Here is a 17,186-nt window from a genome sequence, read left to right on the forward strand (position 1 = left end):
GAGAGGCACTACACTCGGGTACCCGGCTCGGCCACTTAGAAACTCTGGCAGACGGCCGGCCGTGAGTCGCCCTGACGAAGGGGTTCGCGGTCCAAAGTCTCTTAACTGACCGGTCAGTAAGCCGGGACAGAAGATGGACGCAGAGACCAGGGCCGAGATACTCGGGGCGACCAACCGGGCGCTCTGCGAACACGGGTACGCCGGCCTCACGGTACAGCGAATCGCGGACGAGTCGTCGGTGACGAGCGCCGCGATTCACTACCACTTCGACACGAAAGAGGAGCTCCTCAACGCCTTCCTCGACGACCGAATCGAGCGATTCGAGTCGAAGTTGTCGTGCGGCGCGTCCGACCCCGGAAAGCGGCTCGACGCGGTTCTCGACGCGGTGTTCAACCCCGAGGACCCCGACGTCGACGGCTTCCCCGTGGCGCTCATGGAACTGAAGGCGCAAGCGCCCTACCACGAACTGTTCCGCGAGCGCTTCCTCGACCTCGACGACGTGATGCGCGGAACCGTCGCCGACATCGTCCGCGACGGCGTCGAAACGGGGGTGTTCGATGAGACCGATCCGGCGGAAATCGCGCGGCTCGTAACGACCATGAGCAACGGCGCGCACGCCCGCGCCGTCGCGCTCGGCGAACACCCCGCTGAGACCCGGCGGGTCGTCGAAGACGCCCTCGAACTCCACCTCGGCTGGACGCCGGGGTCGGAGGTGGACGAATGAGCCTGTTCAAGGGACAAGAGGAACTCAACCTCACCGAGGGCGGCATCGTCAAGCCGCTTCTCTACCTGTCGCTCCCCATCGTCGTCACGAACCTGCTCCAGACGGCGTACAACCTCGCGGACACGTTCTGGCTCGGCCAGTACTCGACAGAGGCGCTCGCGGCCATCTCGTTCGCCTTCCCGATGGTGTTTCTCCTCATCTCGCTCGGGATGGGGCTGTCCGTCGCCGGGAGCGTCCTCGTCGCCCAGCACACCGGGGCCGAGGAGACGGACAAAGCCGAGTACGCGGCCTCCCAGACCGTCACGTTCGCGTTCCTCGGGTCCGCGATGCTCGGCGCGCTCGGCTACCCGCTCGTCCGCCCGTTCCTCGATTTCCTCGGGGCCTCGCCGGACGTGCTGCCGGGCGCGACGGCCTACATGCAGGTCATCGCGCTCGGTCTGCCGTTCATGTTCGGCTTCTTCGTGTTCATCTCGCTGATGCGCGGAGCGGGCGACACCATCACGCCGATGCTCGTGATGTTCGGGACCGTCGTCCTCAACGTCGTCCTCGACCCGTTTTTCATCAACGGGTGGGCGCTGGGCCCGATTCAGTTCCCCGAACTCGGGATTCAGGGCGCGGCCATCGCCACCGTCATCTCGCGGGTCCTCGCGATGGTCGTCGGCATCGCCATCATGGTATCGGGCACCAGAGGCATCCAGATTCACCTCACGGACATGCGACCGGACTTCCGGTACCTGCGGAAGATTCTCCGCATCGGCATCCCCGCCAGCATCGAGGGGACGGGCCGCGCGCTCTCCATCAACGCGCTTCTCATCGTCGTCGGCCTGTTTTCGACCTCCGTCGTCGCGGCGTTCGGCATCGGGACCCGCGTGTTCTCGGTCATCTTCCTCCCGGCTATCGCCGTCGCCCGCGGCGTCGAGACGATGTCCGGCCAGAACATCGGCGCGGGGAAGTACGACCGCGCGGAGCAGGCGAACTACGTCGCGGCCAAGGGCCTGTTCTTCGTCCTCGGCCTGCTCGGACTCGCCATCTTCCTCGTTCCTGAGCCCATCGTCTCGGTGTTCACCACCGACGCGGCGGTCCTCGACGTGGGGGCGCAGTTCCTGCGGTACGTCTCGCTGTCGTTCGGCTTCATCGGCATCATGCGGGCCTTCACCGGCGGCTTCCGTGGCGCGGGCAAGACGCTCATCGCCGCGGTGATATCGGTCGTCACGCTCGCCGGTATCCGGCTTCCGGTCGCCTTCGTCGCGTCGCAGGGGCTCCTGCCGACTGACTTCTGGTTCCTCGGGAGCATCGACGTGCGAGGAATCTGGATCGCGTTCTTCGTCTCGAACGTCGCGGGCGCGTTCATCGCGTGGCTCTGGTTCCGCCGGGGGACGTGGCGCGAGGGCGACGTGCGCGGGACGCCGGCCGGCGGCGAGTTGGAGAACGACGACGTGGAACTATCGAGCGGGATGGACTGATTCGGAAAAAGGAGGCGGTCCGAACCCGCTACTCCGCCGAGATGCTGAACCCGGAAAGCGAGTCCTTCGCGTCTTTGACGAACGTGTGTTTTCCCGTGATGCGGGCCGAACCGGTGATGAGCGGCGTCGTCAGCGTCACGCCGTCCCGCTCTTCGGCCGCGACGAGTCTGCCTTCGAAGCGCGTGCCGACGATGCTCTCGTGGAGGTACGACTCGCCGATGTCGAGCGCGCCGGCGTCGTGGAGGAGCGCCATCTTCGCGCACGTTCCGGTCCCACAGGGCGAGCGGTCGACCTGTCCCTCGCCGAAGACGACGATGCTCCGGTCCACCTCGTCAGGCGTGCCGTATATCTCGGTAATCGAGACCGAGCCCGCCTCGCCGGTGAGCGGGTGGACGATATCGAGGTGCTCGTTGACGGCGTCGCGGATTTCGAGGCCCCAATCGACGAAGGTCGATGCGTATCGCGGTTCGACGGGCAGGTCGAGCTGGTCGCTGTCGACCAGCGCGAAGAAGTTGCCCGCGTAGACGACGTCGACGCGGAGCGGCGAGTCGAGAAACGAGACCGGGACGGTCGCCTCGTCGTAGACGAACGACCGGACGTTCTCTATCGTGACGCGCTCGACGCCGCCGTCAGGCGCGTATTCGGGCGTCGCCTCGACGAGTCCGGCCGGCGTCTCGACGCGGACGGTCTCGCGTCGGTCGAGTCGCCCCAGTTCGAGGAGCGCGGAGACGACGCCGATGGTCCCGTGGCCGCACATGTCGAGATAGCCCCGACTGTCCATGAAGAAGACGCCCAGGTCCGCGTCGGGACGGGTGGAGGCGACGACGACCGCTCCGAACATGTCGTCGTGGCCGCGGGGCTCCCGCATCAGCAGGTCGCGTACCCAGTCGTGGGTCTCGGCGAACGAGTCGCGGCGCTCCCGAACCGAGTCGCCCGCGAGCGCGGCGCGGTCGATGCCGTCGACGACGATGCGGGTCGGTTCGCCCTCGGTGTGCGTGTCGATGGTCGTGAACGACGCGTCCGTGGTGAGGTCGTCGAACTCGAACTCACTCTCGTTCGCGAGTTCGTCGGCGTCGTTTCCGTTCATTCGTCCACCAGTTCGAGCCGGGCGATTTGCTCGTCTGACCAGTCGTAATGCGGCTCGTCAATCGCTCGGAGCGACCGCACGCACTCGTTGTAGCGGCGGCGGGCAATCGGCGCGTAGGGGTCGTCGGGGTTCGCGCGAATCCACTCGCGGAGGTCGGATAGCGCCCGCGGCGAGTAGCTATCGACGTCGTCCTGTTCCCGTAAGAGCGCGAGTTTGCGCTCCTCGGTTCGGAGCGACCTGACGAGGACCGCGGCCGCGACGCCGGGCAACAGGAGGAGCGAGACGAGCATCGAGACCCACGTGAGCGTCGAGAGGGCCATCTCAGTCGTCACCCCCCGGGACGGCCGCGGAACCGGACGGCGGCTCGTCGCCGACGACGCTCATCACGACCGTGCTCACGACGACGAGCGCGGCCATGAACGCGACGCCGAGCAGCATCAGCCGCTGGTTCGACGTACCGATGCTGGAGTAGACGCCGTAGCCGAGGATGAACACCATCACGACGGGGATGACGTACTTCACGACCGGATTCCACCACGGGCCGACGTAGATGCCGGCGTTACGGTTGAGGTCGAGAACGCGGGCGCGCTCGGGACCGAACTTCCACGCGACGAGCGCGATGATGGAAAGCGTCGCGAGCGGGAGGCCGAAGCTCCCGAACATGAAGTCCATCCGCCCGAGGAACGCCGACGAGTAGGCGCTCGGGAGGCCGAACAGCCAGATAGCGCCGCAGGACGCGAGCACGGCACCCGTCCGAGAGAGCCGCGTCTCCTCCGAGACGGTGGTGACGGCGACCTCGGTGATGCCGAGGCCGGAGGTGAACGTCGCGAAGAAGAAGGAGACGAAGAACACGATGGCCCACAGACTCCCGCCGGGGAGTTCGGGGAACACCTGCGCCATCGAGATGAAAAGCAGGTTCGACCCGGCGCTCGGTTCGAGTCCGAACGCGAAGACGACGGGGAACGTGGCGAACACCGCGAGCAGGCCGATGCTCGTGTTCCCGATGGCGGTGAACAGGCCGCCGCCGAGCGGCACGTCGTCGTACCGGCTGAGGTAGCTCCCGTAGGTCAGCGCGATACCCCACCCGAGACCCGTCGAGAACAGCGCCTGACTGAGCGCCGCGACCCACGTACTGCCGCGGGTGAGGTAGCCCCAATCTGGCGTGAAGACGAACGCGACGCCTTCCATGCCGCCGGGGAGCGTGATGCCGCGAATCGAGACCGCCACGAGCGCGACGACGAGCAGCGGAATCATCCACTTCACGACGCGCTCGATGCCGCGGCGGATACCGAACACGAGGACGCCGGCCAAACCGGCCATCGTCACCGTGTGCATCCCGACGACGAGCGCCGGGTTGTTGATGAAGCCATCCCAGAACGCCTGCGGCTGGAACCCCGGCTGGGTGAACGTCATGAGCACCGAGTGGCCGGCGTAGTAGAGCGCCCAGCCGATGATGGGCGCGTAGTACGACATCAGCGCCACGTTGACGATGAGGACCACGAGGCCGAGACCCTGCGCCCGCTTGCTCCCGAGGACCTGCTTGAACGCCCCGATGACCCCGTTGTTCGTGTAGCGGCCGATCATCGTCTCGGCCATCAGTCCGGGAACCGCGATGAGGTACAACAGGAGGATATAGGCCACGAGGAAGGCGCCGCCGCCGTTTTCGCCCGTCGTGAACGGCATGCGCCAGATGTTGCCCGCGCCCACCATCGCGCCGAGCATCGCCATGAGGAAGCCGAACCGGCTTCCCCACTCCTCTCTCGCCGTTCTCGCCTCTGAGTCTGACATGATAATCCTACCCAGAGCCTTGAACAGGAGGTAGTTATACGGATGTGCTACTATGGTCGGGGTCGTCAATGGAAAATATATATGAACGCTGTTGTAATGGGTTTGATAGTCCCACGATATTCCGAAATTAATCCTCATCAGGAGGTCTCTAAGGGTTTTGAGGATTAGGCACCAAACATCAACAGCTGGGAAGTTTCGACCCGAATCGTCGGCCGGACCGTATCATAGTCGGGGATGGGTATATAACCGCGAAGCGAACACCACCGGTATGGTCACGACCAGCGACGAGCGAGTCGAAGACGACCGGACGCCGAGAGACGAACGCCGGACGAAACGCGACTCGGAAGCGCGTCGGTGTGCGTGAGAGAGCGGGCGGACGAGGTCGAGCGGGCGGTGCTCGCGCTTCTCGACCGCCGCGGACCGACGCCGATAGACGAGATACTCGCCGGAGTGGACGGACATCCGATCGAGATAGAACACGCCTGTAGCCGACTCCAGCGGGCGGGCGAACTCCGAAGCCGGAGTTGCGGCGTGTACGCTCGCCCGACCGCTCACCAGGGCCACCCTCCCATGGACAGACACTAGTATAACTCGCCCTCCGCCGAGGACTCAGCCATGACGAACTCAGTCACGGGGCGACTGTCGGCCCAACGATGCCCGGAGTGCGGTTCGGAGACGCAGACGCGACACGGAATCGAACGCTGTACGGACTGTACGTGGCGCGCGCCACAGGGGGCCGACTGAACGGAAAGACGCTGTCGGTACCGCGGGCGCGACCCGTCGAGCCGACACCACCGTGTCCGGAGTAAACCGGGGAGAAAGTTATCGAATCGAATAACGAGCGGGGTCGACGGCGTTACGGAGTTGACTCCGCGTACTGGTTGAGGAGTTTCGCCTCGGCCTTCCGGAGATGTTCGAGCAGCGTGGTCTTCGAGATGTCGAGTTCGTCGGCCAGTTCCCGCGTCGTCGTCGCCCGCGGCCACGTGTAGTAGTCGCGCCGGCAGGCGAGTTCGAACACCTCGCGCTGGCGGTTCGAGAGCTTGTCCAGTTGGTGCGAGACGTGGTTCTTCGCGCCGGCGACGGAGGTGACCTTGGTGACGATGATTTCGGCCTGATTCGCCGCCTCCAGCGAGTCGAGGCGCTCGCGGAGGTCGGCCCGGTCGTCGGTGTCGATGACCGGCCAGTACTCCCATCCGTCGTCGACGCGGACGGGCGCGTCGTGGACGAAGCCGTGCGACAGAAGCGAGTCGGTCATGCTGTTTTCGGGGTCGTACTCGACCATCATCTCCCGCGTCGTGTTACCGACGTTCGACGCGCCGTTGTCGAACTCGTGGCGGGGGCTCAACTCGGAGACGGAGTCGGTCAACCGCGACCGCTCGGTCGCGCGGACGAAATCGTCGATGTCCTCGACCCGGTCGGCGTAGACCGTGAAGTGTCCCTTGACCGTGTCTTCGGGCGTGTTGTACACGGTGTGAGCGGTGACCCCGGCGTCGACGTTCTCCGTCACTTCCAGCGTCCAGCAGTCCGGGTGCCAGACCTTGAGCGTGAGTCTGGTCGGGCCCGTGAGTTCGGAATTCGGTGCGCTAGCGTTCGACATACGACGACGGTTTCGTCCCCGCGGCGTATATATTCAACCGACCATGGGAGGGCGGTATAGCCAACGCTCCCACCCGCGTTCGCCGACGGCTCCGAACCGAAGCCACGCATCAAACCCGAGAACAGACCGCTCGAATAGGGGCGAGTGAATTGCCGCAGACTCCCTAGAGACGGTACTGGACAACCCGGCGATGCGGGAGGCGCTCTCGGTCGTCGTGGAACGGTCGAAGGACACGACATCGACCCTTCGGGGTGGTCGGTCGTCTCGGACTCGACCGCCGCAAAGGAAGCCGAGTAGCCCCCGAGTCGACGGCGTTGGCGGCGTCGACGGTCGCGTTCGGTACCCGCGGCCCTCACTCCAGCGTGAGCGAGAAGCCCCACGTCGCCTCCCGTCTGTCGTCGTCAGCGGACCCCGAGAGCCCGCCAGTGGCGAAGTCAGCCTCGAAGCGGAACTCGCCGACCGGGAGACAGCTCGCTTCCTCGTCCTCGGACTGGGCGACGCCGTAGAGGTTCAGCAGCTCCGACCGCGACTCGCCGGGTTCGAGCGAGAGAATCCGGTACTCCTCGGTCACGGCGATATGGTCTTCGAGCCGCCAACAGCCCGCCTCGGCGGGATACTCGCCGTCCGCGGGGAGGAAGATGAGGTCGTTCGTCGTGTCCGAGACGTACTGGAAGAAGACCGTTCTCCCCTCGCCGACCTCGACGACCTCGTCGCCGGTGTTCGTCAGCGTGATGCGGACCTGCGGCGGGTGGTCCTCGGTCGCGAGGTCCTCCGTTATCTCGATTTCGTGTTCGACGGGCACGTCGGGGTCGTCGTCGACGCCGACGAGCGAGATGCCGGGACCGCCGGACGGGCGGGTGCCGCCGGTGCCGTCGTCGGTGCCGTTTCCGTCCGGGAGGTCGTCCGTCGTGTCCGTCGGCTCGTCGGTCGTCTCGTCGTCAGTCGTCGCGCCGTCGTCCGACCCGCCGTCGCCGACGCAGCCGGCGAGGAGACCGAACGAGAGGAGGGCGGTCGAACCGAGGAAGGTGCGTCGTGTCAGGGACATACCCGTTAATCGTCGCGGACGGGAATAACCCTACGCGAGAGTCAAATCGCGATTTGAGTCACGGGGCGGCGTCGCGGTGGCTGCGGTAGTGCTCCCACTCCGCGTCGGTGCCGTAGTGGACGAGCAAGTCGGTCGCGGTCTGCTCTGCGACCCCCGACGCGCGCCTGAGCGCGGCGGTGTTCCGTTCGAGCACCGCGGCCGCGACGGCGTCCGCGCTCCCGAAGTGCTCGAAGAGCGCCCGCGAGACGCGGTCGCCGGCGTTGGGAACCGGCGCGCAGGCCGCCCGGATGCGCGCCCGTTCGGCCCGGTCGTCCACGCGGTCGACCCACGTCCGAACCCACGCGGCGACCGCCTCGCGGTCCTCGTCCGACGCCGGCGGCTCGAACTCGCGGACCGAGTCGTCGACGACGCCGCCGAACCGCGCCGAGACGGAGAGGCCGCCCGGATGCGGGAGGACGTGGACGCCCAGCGAGTCGCCGGGGTCGATACCGACGAGCACCGCGGGGACGGCCTTCTCGAAGCGGAGCGCGAAGTTCGCCGGCCGCGGCTCGCCGGGGGGATAGATGACCCACTCGTCGCTCGGCAGTTCGACGCGCTCCGGAAGCCAGCCGAGCTCGTCGCTCTCGGCGGGGGCGGCGTCCTCGGTCGCCGGGTCTGTGTCGCGTGTCACGTCGGTCCCTCGCTCGGGGGCGTCGGAAATCGACGCCGTTCGTCGCGTGGACGGACTGACCGGGCGCTGATAAGACACGCGGTTACGACTGCCGGGCGACGCGGACTGTCACGCGGAGCGACCGATTACCACGCTCGGCACGAACTACTCACACCCGGCCGCTCAAGTACATCGAGCACGAACGCGTCTCTATGCCCGTCGTAGAAGTCAATCTCCCGGACGAACTGCTCGTCGAGTTCGAACAGCTCGTCGACGAAGAGTTCATCAGCGAAGAACAGGCCGTCGAGGAGCTCCTCTCGATGGGAATGGACGCCTACGGTGCCCCCGTCGACGACGAGGACGGCGTCCAGTCCGACTTCGTCCAGAGCGCCCAGAACAACCTCTTCGACACCGCCGGCGACCCCGGCGGACTCGACGACGACGTGCTCTGAGGCGGCGACGCTCCGCCTGAACCGTCGGCACCGCGGCACCGCGCCGAACCGAACCGTTCTCGGACGAGAGCGTCTGCCTCACCGACTCGGCAGGTCCGCTGACCGTGGAGACCATCTCTCTCCCCCCGGTATGCTGTGGATAACCGAGCCGAAACCGTCGGTTTTCTCGACTCTCACGAATCGAATCCGGTCGGGCGCGTTCGAATCCACAGTTCGGTCGCCGCCGCGACGAACCCCCGACGGCGCAGTCTGACCCCGTCGCGGACGGCCGCCCACGCTCTGACCCCCGAGTCGAGCGGTCAGAACCGACTCCCGGCACCGACCCCGAACCCGTTAGCGGACCCATACTAATTCCGTCACCGCGCGACGGTTCAGGCATGTCCAAACGCGCGCACGCCCGGAACTCGGTGCTCGTTCCATCGGGCAACTACACTTGCATCCGGTCGCTCGGCGAGCGGGGAATCCACACGGTGATGGCCTCCGAACACGACGACACGCCGGCGGCCTCGTCCCGATTCTGCGACGAACTCGTCCGCATTCCCGCCCCGAAAGACGACCTCGTTGCCTACAAGGACGCCCTCGTCGGCATCGCCGCCCGACCGGACGTGAAGACCATCATCCCGACGCGGCCGGAAGACGGCTACATCTTCTCGAAGTACCTCGAAGAGTTCGAGCAGTACGTCGACCTCGTCGTCCCCGACTTCGAGACGCTCCGCCGGGTCCACGACCGAAAACTCCTCTACGAGGCCGCCGTCGAGGCCGGCGTCCCCATGCCGCGGACCCGCCTGTTCAGCGAGGTCGAGGCGTTCGACGAGCCCTCGATTATCAAGCCGCGGTACAACGTCGTCGCCGGCGAGTACGTCGACAGCTACGACCCCCACGAGTACGACATCGTCAAGAGCGTCCGCCACGTCCGCCCCGGCGACCGCCCGGACCCCGACGAGATATACGCCGAGATGAAACACGACCCCATCGTGCAGGACTACGTCCCGACCGAGGACAAGTACATGTTCGCGGCGCTGTACGACCACGGCGAGCCCCTCGCGACGTTCCAGCACCTCCAGATTCGCGGGAACTCCTACACCGGCGGCGGCGGCGTCTACCGGACTTCGGTGTACGACCCCGAACTCGAATCCGTCGCGCGGAAGCTCCTCGGCCACATCAACTGGCACGGCCTCGCGTGCATCGAGTACCTCAAGGACGCCGAGACGGGCGAGTTCAAACTCATCGAAATCAACCCCCGGATGTGGCAGTCGCTCCCCTCGACCGTTCGCGCGGGCGCCGACTTCCCGTACTACTACTGGCTGCAGGCGACCGGGCAGAAACACCGCATCGAACCGGGGTACGAACTCGGCGTCGGCACCCACTACCTCTGGGGCGAACTCGGCTACGTGATGAGCGTCCGCCGCGACGACTCGCCGCTCGTCGAGCGCCCGTCGCTCGCCAAGACCGTCTGGGAGGTCGCCGCCTCCATCTACCACGAGCCGAGATTCGACCTCGCGCGACTCGACGACCCGGTTCCCTTCGCCCGCTACGTGCACCACGCGCTGTTCAACCGGGGCGGCGACGAGACCGAAGAGGAACCGACCGCCGACCGCGACGGAGACGGAGATGAGTCGGACGAACCGAGGACCGGCATCACGCTGACGCCGGGGCTCAACTTCAGGGGTCGCTGAGCAGACTGGGTGTCGCCGCGTCACCACTCGCCGCGAGGCTGTTTGAATTCCGAGCGCGTGCCGAAGTGGCGTGCTGGGCGGAGAGGATGTCGTCAGACAGTAGTGATTTTATTCCGCGTAGAATTTTATGGAAATCCAGTTGATAGGTATGTCAAAGAGTAGGTGAGCCGCCAACGACTCGGCTCGAACAGGTCGGAGAAGACACCCCTAGTATCTCGGTTCGATGCGGTCGACGAGTCCATCGAAATCCGTGTCGAAACTCAACACGGCGTCGATGCCACGCGACTCGCACAGCGAGACGATGGTCGCATCGGTGAAGCTGAGGTCGTGGTCCTCGTATCGACGGAGCGTCTCCAGCGACGCCCGGACGTCGTCCGGTTCGACGTGAATCAGCTCGAACACGTTCGGAAACGGTTCCTCGCCGAGAATGCGACTGGCGACGGTATCCGCAGCCTCGAACGAACCCGTTCGAGCGCGCGTGAGCGTTACCGTCTCGTCGAGGACGTAGTCGTTCGTGTACGGCTGTCCGAACTCCCCGTCGAACAGTTCGTCGAACGCGCTGACGGCTTGGTCGTGCCGGTCGGCATCCGTATCGTGGTGCGCGAAGAACACGCCGGTATCGACGAGGACGCTCATCCGTACAGCACGTCGTCGATGTCGTCTTCCGTCGTCGTGACGCCGGACGAGACCATCCCGTCGTGGAACTGCTCGCGCTCGGACTCCGAAAGCGGGACACGCTTCTCGCGGAACGAGTCGATGAGGTCCGCCTTGGACTCGACGGCGTTCTCGACGAGCCGCGCCAAGACTTCCTGCTGCGTCACTCGCGTCCCGGTCTGCAGCCGAATCTCGGCCTGTAACCGTTCGAGACGAGATTTCGTGTCGTCGTCCATCTTCACCGACGTGGCCATGTTCGCTGGTAGAACATGCTACTGGGTAAGGTTTGCTACCAGTCTGACTGGAGAAATACGGACCGGCGTCGGCTCACTCGTCGCGGAACGCGCAGGTCGCGGTGTAGGACACGTTATCGAGCAGGAGTTCGACGCCGCGGGTCCGGGTCGGCGGGCCGCTGACGTTGATGCTGGATGACTCGACGGCGCAGTTCGACGCGCGGTTGACGAGCACGCCACCGACCCGGCCGTTCGGCAGGTGGATACAGCTATCGACGATGCGGGAGCCGTTTCGGTTCTCGTCGACGACGACCGCCGAGCCGTAGGGTTGGCTCTCGCACGCCCCCGAGATGGTGACGTTGTCGAGGACCATCCCCCACGGCTCCCGCGCGATGTCGGTGTCGACCGGTCCCGCGTAGATGGTCTGGACGCCGGTGTCGTTGACGATGCGGCAGTTACGCAGGGTGAAGCCGCCGTGGCTCCCGTACGTCGGGGCGGTGATGATGCCCGGAGAGGAGGGACTCGACCGGAAGATGAAGTCGCAGTCCTCGATGAGAACCCCCGTGTAGCCGTGGCCCGTCGAGTCGATGCGGAGGCCCTCGGGACTGTCGAGTCTGTCGCCCTCCCGCGCGTGTTCGTTGAGGTTGTCGGCGTCGACGATGACCGTCGCGCCCTTGATCCACGAGGTCTTCGTGGGGTGGTCGCCCGCGGAGATGCGCATGTTGGTGTTGTCGTTGTTCTTGAACAGGCCGCCCTCGACGCGGAGGACACCGCGGGTGTGGGTCGCGCGGAACGACGACGACCCGCGCTGTTCGATGTGGCAGTCTATCATCCTGACCTCGCCGACCGACCGCTCGGTGATGCGAATCCCGGCGACGCCGTTCGGGTAGCCGGGGAGCGCCGCGCCCTCGCGCATGTAGACGCGACGGATGACGTTGACGCCCTCCACCGAAGTGCAATCGAAGAGGAGCAGTTGGTCGCGCGCGTGGCTGTCCGTGGGGGTTCGACCGAGCCACTCGACGTCCTCGATGAGCGCGCCGTCGTCGTTGGCGAGCCAGATGTCGGCGCTCGTGGTGTCGTCGTCGGTCTGCTGGACGGAGAAGTTCTTCAGGACGTGGTGGTCCCCGCTCGTGATTCGGAGCATCCGGAACCGCTCGCCGGGGTCCGCCGGCGGGAAGACGAACTGCACGTCCTTGTGGGAGTCGCCGAGGCCGACGAGTCGGAAGTTCGAGACGCCGCGGTCCCAGTCGTGCTCGCGGGTGATGAGGTAGTCGCCCGGCGGGAACTCGACGGCCGTGTCGTCGCCGTACACCCCGTCGAGGATGTCGTCGACCGGCTCTTGGCCCGTCGGGTCCATCCCGAGGTCGTCGACCGCGTCGAAGACGGTGAGGTCCGGTTCGGGCGTCGGCGTCTCCTCGGTCGTCGGCGTCTCGGTCGGCGTCTCCTCGTCCGGCGTGTTACAGCCGGCGAGCGCGGCACCGATGCCGACCGCGCCGAGCGTCTTCAGGTAGGTTCTGCGATTCACCGGCGACCACCCGCGTGCTCGGGGCGTTCCCGGTGACTGTCGGGCGTCCGTCGAGCGTCGGGGCCGGGTCGCCTCGAAGGGCGAGACGAGAGTTGGAGAGAGAGGGACCGACGTCGGTTACACATGTTTCCCGTCAGTTGGACCGGGGAGGTGATTGGTAAACGGTGTGTAACCGCGGGTGGCGGGGAGAAAGCCCCTGAATTCGGGCGGGTCGACGGCGGCGAAACGGGCGAGAGACTGTGCGAAAGGACGGGTCAAAATCGGCGACAGTCGCGGTTTCCGACGCCGTCAGTCCGTGGCTACGGAAATTACGAGTGGCATTACTATCGACTCGTGACGACAGTTATCCGTATGAAACTATCACGGCGTTCGTATCTTGGACTGAGCGCCGCCGTGCTCAGCGGCTGCGTCGCGAGGGGCGGTGAATCGGCCGGTACTCCCGAGGCGACCGCGACGAGCGAGCCACCGGTCCCGACGCCGCGGTTCAGCTACGACGACCCGAGCGTCGACGCGGCGGGCGACCCGCTGGCGGTCGCGTTCAACAGCCGAGAGCGGTTCAGAGACGTTGGATGGCTCGTCGACGACTTCGAGGACGAACGGCTCTGGGGGACGTTCGCGGGGCGGTACGCCGTCGAAGAGGACGTCGTCTACTGCGGGACGCAGTCGCTCCGGCTCGAAGCGACGCCGGACGACGAGCGGGTGTGGATTTACCGGACGTTCGAGGACGGTATCGACCTCTCGGAGGCCGACCTCTCGCTGGCCGTCAACCTCGAAACGCCCGACACCGAGGGCATCACGGTTCGCCTCGCCGCGCCCGACTACGACAACACGCTGCTTCTCGGTCGGCACATCTGGAAGGCAGGCTGGCAGCGCCTCGACCTCGGTCCGCAGCGCGTCACCGGGTCGCCGGACCTGACGAACGTCACCGAGATAAGCATCCAGCTGTACACCGGCGGTGGCACCGCGGCGCGGTTCTACGTCGACTCGCTCCGGGCCAAACCGCGGGCCGGCGCGGGGTCGGTGATGATAACGTTCGACGACAACACCCTGAGTCAGTACGACACGGCGTATCCGATACTGGAGTCCCACGGCTTCCCCGGCGTGGTCGGCGTCATCCCGTGGACCGTCGGGTCGAGCCACCGCATCCCGCGGTCGGGGATGGACGAGATGGTCGAGTCGGGGTGGGACATGGTGAGCCACCCCCAGCAGTCGGACTCGTTCCGCGTCCTCTCGCCGGCCGACCAGCGCGCGAGCATCAGGGAGTCGAAGGCGTGGCTCGTCGAAAACGGGTTCGAACGCGGGGCCGACTTCATCATCTGGCCGTACGGCCGGTACAACGAGTCGGCGCTCGACGTCGCGAGCGACTACCACTACCTCGGGTTCGTGACCGTCGGGGGGCCGACCGGCGCGATATCCGACCCGCAAATCGTCGGCCGGACCGACGGCGACGACGTGCAGAAGGCGAAGAAGGCCCTCGACTTCGCCGCCCAGTACAACCAGCTCGCGGTGCTCATGTACCACGACGTGACCGGAGAGGGACGCTCCGTCAGCCCGGCGGCGTTCGCCGAGACGATGGACTACATCGACGAACTCGGGCTGGACGTGGTCACCGCGTCGAGCTACTGGGACTCGATCCGAGACACCATCTGACGCCGCGGTTCGCCCGGTACGCCGGCCCGAGTACGGCGACATGCTGCTTTTCAAGACAGTCTCGACGGACGTGATACGGATTCGATTAGTCGCGGTTTCGTGAACGTTAGACAGCCGTTCTAACCGTCCTAAACGCCTGAAATTCGGCTTTACATACGTGTTGCTGACGACTAACAAAGACCCGAACGGCCCAATCACCGGATCGAAGTATCGATGTTCCTACGCACTCTCCAACTCGATTCGCGGCCGCGGGACGACACGCCCGGCGGCGGCGGACCGGTCGACACGCCGCGTTCAACACAGGGGTCGCACGCGAGGGGCGATGTACCGCGGTAACGCCGTCGGCGTCGTCGTGCCCGCGTACAACGAGGCGCGGTTCGTCGGCGGCGTCGTCGACACGCTCCCCGCGTTCGTCGACCGCGCGTACGTCGTCGACGACCGCTCGACCGACGGGACGTGGGAGGAGATTCGGCGGCACGCGGCGCGCGCGAACGAGCGAGCGGCCGAACCGGTCGTCGCCGCGGCCGACGGCGGCGCGTCGCTCGACGGGCGCGTCGTCCCGATTCGACACCCGGTCAACCGCGGGCGCGGCGCGGCCGTCAAGACCGGCTACGAGCGCGCTCTCGCCGACGGGATGGACATCGTCGTCGTGATGGACGGCGACGGACAGATGGACCCGGATATCATGCCCGCCATCATCGACCCCGTCGTCGACGGAGACGCCGACTACGCCGTCGGCGACCGACTCGCCGCGCGGGACACCCGCCGGGGAATGCCGCCGTGGCGACTGTTCGGCAACCTCCTGCTGTCCGGGCTGACGCGCATCGCCAGCGGCTACTGGCACATCCGCGACCCGCAGAACGGCTACACGGCCATCTCGGCGGAGGCGCTCTCGGAGCTGGATTTCGACCGGCTGTACGACCAGTACGGCTTCCTGAACGACCTGCTCGTGAACCTGAACGTCGCGGAAAAGCGCGTCGCCACCGTGCCGATGCGCGCGCGCTACGGCGACGAAGAAAGCGGTATCAGGTACTCGACGTTCGTTCCCGGGCTGTCGTTCCTCCTGCTCAGGGACTTCCTCTGGCGGCTCCGCGTTCGATACCTCGACGGCGGCGTTCACCCGGTGGCCGTCCTCTACGCGCTCGGCGTCGTGAGCGTCCTCGCCGGCGCGCTCCGACTGGTCGGCGGGGTCGCGTCGAAGGACCGACCGGGCCGGCAGTCTCTCACCGGACTCCTCGTCGGCCTCGGGTCACTCGGCGGCGCGATGGTCCTCGACAGCCGCGAGAACGAACGGTTGCGAGTCGCGGCGGAGCCGTCCGCGTCGTTCGAGCGGAGCGCGTCGAACGGGGCACAGCCGTCGTCCCGCGTCGACGGTGCCGACGAGACCGACGAGAGAACTGAGAAGGGGCCAGACGGCCGCGAGATAGTCGGGAGTTAGTCACCTCGTACCGCCGAAATCAGGGGTGTGAGGCGCTCAATAACAACAGCCTAGTCGCGTCATCTAGCCGGTAATGGGGTCTACATCACACAGCAAAGGACGGTTGAACCAGGCACTCGACGAACTCTCGTTGGACGTGCCCACTGCGCTCCTCGTCGTCGTCTCGAGTAGCCTCGTCGCGGTTCTCGACGTTGTTCCGACCGTCCAAGCCCTCGTCGGACTCCCCGTGCTGCTGTTTCTTCCCGGTTACGCGCTGTTGCTCGCGCTGTTTCCCGCCGGGTCGTCGGGCAATCCGGGCGAGGGACCGTCGTTCGGCCGGTTCGAGTGGCAGCCGGACCTCAGCCTCACGGAGCGATTTGCGCTCGCTTTCGGGATGAGCGTCGCGCTCTTGCCGGTGGTCGGGCTGGCGCTCCTCTGGGCTGGCGTCGGACTGAACGCCGCGCCCGTCCTGCTCGCGCTGTCGGCGATCATCGTCGGCGGTCTCGCCGTCGGCGAGGTGCGGCGGCGACGACTCCCCGAGGGAGAGCGCTTCCACGTCCCGATTCGGCGCTGGTACGCCGACGTGGTCCGGTCGTTCGACCAGTCCTCGCGGGTCGACTCGCTCCTGAACGTCGCGCTCGCGTTCGCCGTCCTCCTGGCCGTCGCGAGCCTGAGCTACGCGCTCGTCGCACCGGGGACGGGCGAGTCGTATTCGAGCCTGTCGCTTCTCACGCAGGACGCCGGCGGCGAGTTCGTCGCCGCCGACTACCCCGAGGAGCTGACGGTAGGCGAGCAGACCGAACTGTTCGTCTCCGTCGCGAACGCCGAGGGGGAGGCGACGAGCTACACGCTCGTGGCCGAACTCCAGCGCGTCGAGCGGACGAACGGCGAGACGACGGTCGTCGAGCGACAGGTGCTCGGGTCGCGGACGGAGACCGTCGCGGACGGCGAGACGTGGCGGACCCGCCACACGTTCACCCCGGCGCTGACCGGCGAAGACCTCCGGCTCACCTACTTCCTGTACGAGGGCGACGCGCCGGCGGAACCGAGTACCGACACGGCGTACCGCTCGGCGTACGTCTGGCTCACCGTGACCGAGGAACCGACCGAAGACGCAGCCGCCGGCGACGACGCGGCATAACCGCGTCGTACTGGCGTCCGAACTCGGTCCTCGACGTACTGCGTCGCCGAACGCGGCGGTCGCTCGGACGCGCGGGGAAAACGGA

Annotated in this window: 17 protein-coding genes; 8 read left to right on the forward strand and 9 right to left on the reverse strand. The window is 66.5% G+C overall.

The window, feature by feature from the left end; genetic code table 11:
- The first annotated feature begins 133 nt into the window (after positions 1–133).
- A complete protein-coding gene (locus DEQ92_RS16525; protein WP_004977987.1) occupies positions 134–724 on the forward strand; it encodes a TetR/AcrR family transcriptional regulator in 591 nt (196 codons plus the stop codon).
- Positions 721–2,187 (forward strand): MATE family efflux transporter, encoded by a 1,467-nt coding sequence (locus tag DEQ92_RS16530; RefSeq protein WP_115805788.1) that lies wholly within the window; start codon positions 721–723, stop codon positions 2,185–2,187. Before DEQ92_RS16525 ends, DEQ92_RS16530 begins: the two co-directional genes overlap by 4 nt.
- Positions 2,188–2,215: 28 nt before the next feature.
- Here DEQ92_RS16530 and DEQ92_RS16535 read toward each other — a convergent pair whose 3' ends face one another.
- The 3 genes from DEQ92_RS16535 to DEQ92_RS16545 are packed head-to-tail and all read right to left on the reverse strand — an operon-like array spanning position 2,216 to position 5,062.
- A complete protein-coding gene (locus tag DEQ92_RS16535; RefSeq protein WP_115805787.1) occupies positions 2,216–3,274 on the reverse strand; it encodes a proline racemase family protein in 1,059 nt (352 codons plus the stop codon).
- Positions 3,271–3,594: a hypothetical protein gene (locus tag DEQ92_RS16540; protein WP_004977992.1), complete on the reverse strand. Its 324-nt coding sequence runs from the start codon at positions 3,592–3,594 to the stop codon at positions 3,271–3,273. The genes DEQ92_RS16535 and DEQ92_RS16540 overlap by 4 nt, the downstream gene beginning before the upstream one ends.
- Position 3,595: 1 nt before the next feature.
- Positions 3,596–5,062, reverse strand: coding sequence for a sodium-dependent transporter (locus DEQ92_RS16545; protein ID WP_081605266.1), 1,467 nt, complete (start codon positions 5,060–5,062; stop codon positions 3,596–3,598).
- A 360-nt stretch (positions 5,063–5,422) separates the two neighbouring features.
- Here DEQ92_RS16545 and DEQ92_RS16550 point away from each other — a divergent pair, with 360 nt between their 5' ends.
- The gene (locus DEQ92_RS16550) at positions 5,423–5,647 is read left to right on the forward strand and encodes a hypothetical protein (RefSeq protein ID WP_233510453.1); all 225 of its coding nucleotides are present in this window, start codon (positions 5,423–5,425) and stop codon (positions 5,645–5,647) included.
- 271 nt (positions 5,648–5,918) lie between these two features.
- On the opposite strand, the gene DEQ92_RS16555 is transcribed toward DEQ92_RS16550, so the two are convergent.
- The 3 genes from DEQ92_RS16555 to DEQ92_RS16570 all read right to left on the reverse strand — a co-directional run bounded on the left by DEQ92_RS16555 (position 5,919) and on the right by DEQ92_RS16570 (position 8,374).
- The gene (locus tag DEQ92_RS16555) at positions 5,919–6,659 is read right to left on the reverse strand and encodes a helix-turn-helix domain-containing protein (RefSeq protein ID WP_004977998.1); all 741 of its coding nucleotides are present in this window, start codon (positions 6,657–6,659) and stop codon (positions 5,919–5,921) included.
- Between the two features lie 352 nt (positions 6,660–7,011).
- Positions 7,012–7,704, reverse strand: a complete 693-nt coding sequence (locus DEQ92_RS16565; protein WP_050460382.1) for a hypothetical protein — start codon at positions 7,702–7,704, stop codon at positions 7,012–7,014.
- Positions 7,705–7,762: 58 nt separating this feature from the next.
- A complete protein-coding gene (locus tag DEQ92_RS16570) occupies positions 7,763–8,374 on the reverse strand; it encodes a hypothetical protein (protein WP_004978001.1) in 612 nt (203 codons plus the stop codon).
- A gap of 191 nt (positions 8,375–8,565) precedes the next feature.
- Here DEQ92_RS16570 and DEQ92_RS16575 point away from each other — a divergent pair, with 191 nt between their 5' ends.
- Positions 8,566–8,805, forward strand: a complete 240-nt coding sequence (locus tag DEQ92_RS16575) for a hypothetical protein (protein ID WP_004978002.1) — start codon at positions 8,566–8,568, stop codon at positions 8,803–8,805.
- A gap of 377 nt (positions 8,806–9,182) precedes the next feature.
- A complete protein-coding gene (locus tag DEQ92_RS16585; RefSeq protein ID WP_115821139.1) occupies positions 9,183–10,481 on the forward strand; it encodes an ATP-grasp domain-containing protein in 1,299 nt (432 codons plus the stop codon).
- 207 nt (positions 10,482–10,688) lie between these two features.
- Here DEQ92_RS16585 and DEQ92_RS16590 read toward each other — a convergent pair whose 3' ends face one another.
- The 3 genes from DEQ92_RS16590 to DEQ92_RS16600 form a co-directional block, all read right to left on the reverse strand.
- Positions 10,689–11,117: a type II toxin-antitoxin system VapC family toxin gene (locus tag DEQ92_RS16590; RefSeq protein ID WP_004978004.1), complete on the reverse strand. Its 429-nt coding sequence runs from the start codon at positions 11,115–11,117 to the stop codon at positions 10,689–10,691.
- On the reverse strand, positions 11,114–11,389 hold the full coding sequence (locus tag DEQ92_RS16595) for a hypothetical protein (protein WP_004978005.1): 276 nt from the start codon (positions 11,387–11,389) through the stop codon (positions 11,114–11,116). Before DEQ92_RS16595 ends, DEQ92_RS16590 begins: the two co-directional genes overlap by 4 nt.
- Before the next feature lie 73 nt (positions 11,390–11,462).
- Positions 11,463–12,893 (reverse strand): twin-arginine translocation signal domain-containing protein, encoded by a 1,431-nt coding sequence (locus tag DEQ92_RS16600; protein WP_004978007.1) that lies wholly within the window; start codon positions 12,891–12,893, stop codon positions 11,463–11,465.
- A 393-nt stretch (positions 12,894–13,286) separates the two neighbouring features.
- On the opposite strand from DEQ92_RS16600, the gene DEQ92_RS16605 reads away from it, so the two are divergent.
- The 3 genes from DEQ92_RS16605 (at position 13,287) to DEQ92_RS16620 (ending at position 17,101) form a co-directional block, all read left to right on the forward strand.
- Positions 13,287–14,543, forward strand: a complete 1,257-nt coding sequence (locus tag DEQ92_RS16605) for a polysaccharide deacetylase family protein (RefSeq protein ID WP_004978008.1) — start codon at positions 13,287–13,289, stop codon at positions 14,541–14,543.
- Between the two features lie 322 nt (positions 14,544–14,865).
- Entirely contained in the window at positions 14,866–15,981 is a 1,116-nt protein-coding gene (locus tag DEQ92_RS16615; protein ID WP_004978010.1) for a glycosyltransferase family 2 protein, read from the forward strand.
- Between the two features lie 73 nt (positions 15,982–16,054).
- Positions 16,055–17,101 carry a DUF1616 domain-containing protein gene (locus DEQ92_RS16620; protein WP_049905296.1) on the forward strand — a complete coding sequence of 349 codons (1,047 nt, stop codon included), beginning with the start codon at positions 16,055–16,057 and terminating at the stop codon, positions 17,099–17,101.
- Positions 17,102–17,186 lie beyond the last annotated feature (85 nt).

It is taken from the genome of Haloferax sp. Atlit-6N, assembly GCF_003383195.1.
GTDB classification, from domain to species: Archaea; Halobacteriota; Halobacteria; order Halobacteriales; family Haloferacaceae; genus Haloferax; species Haloferax gibbonsii.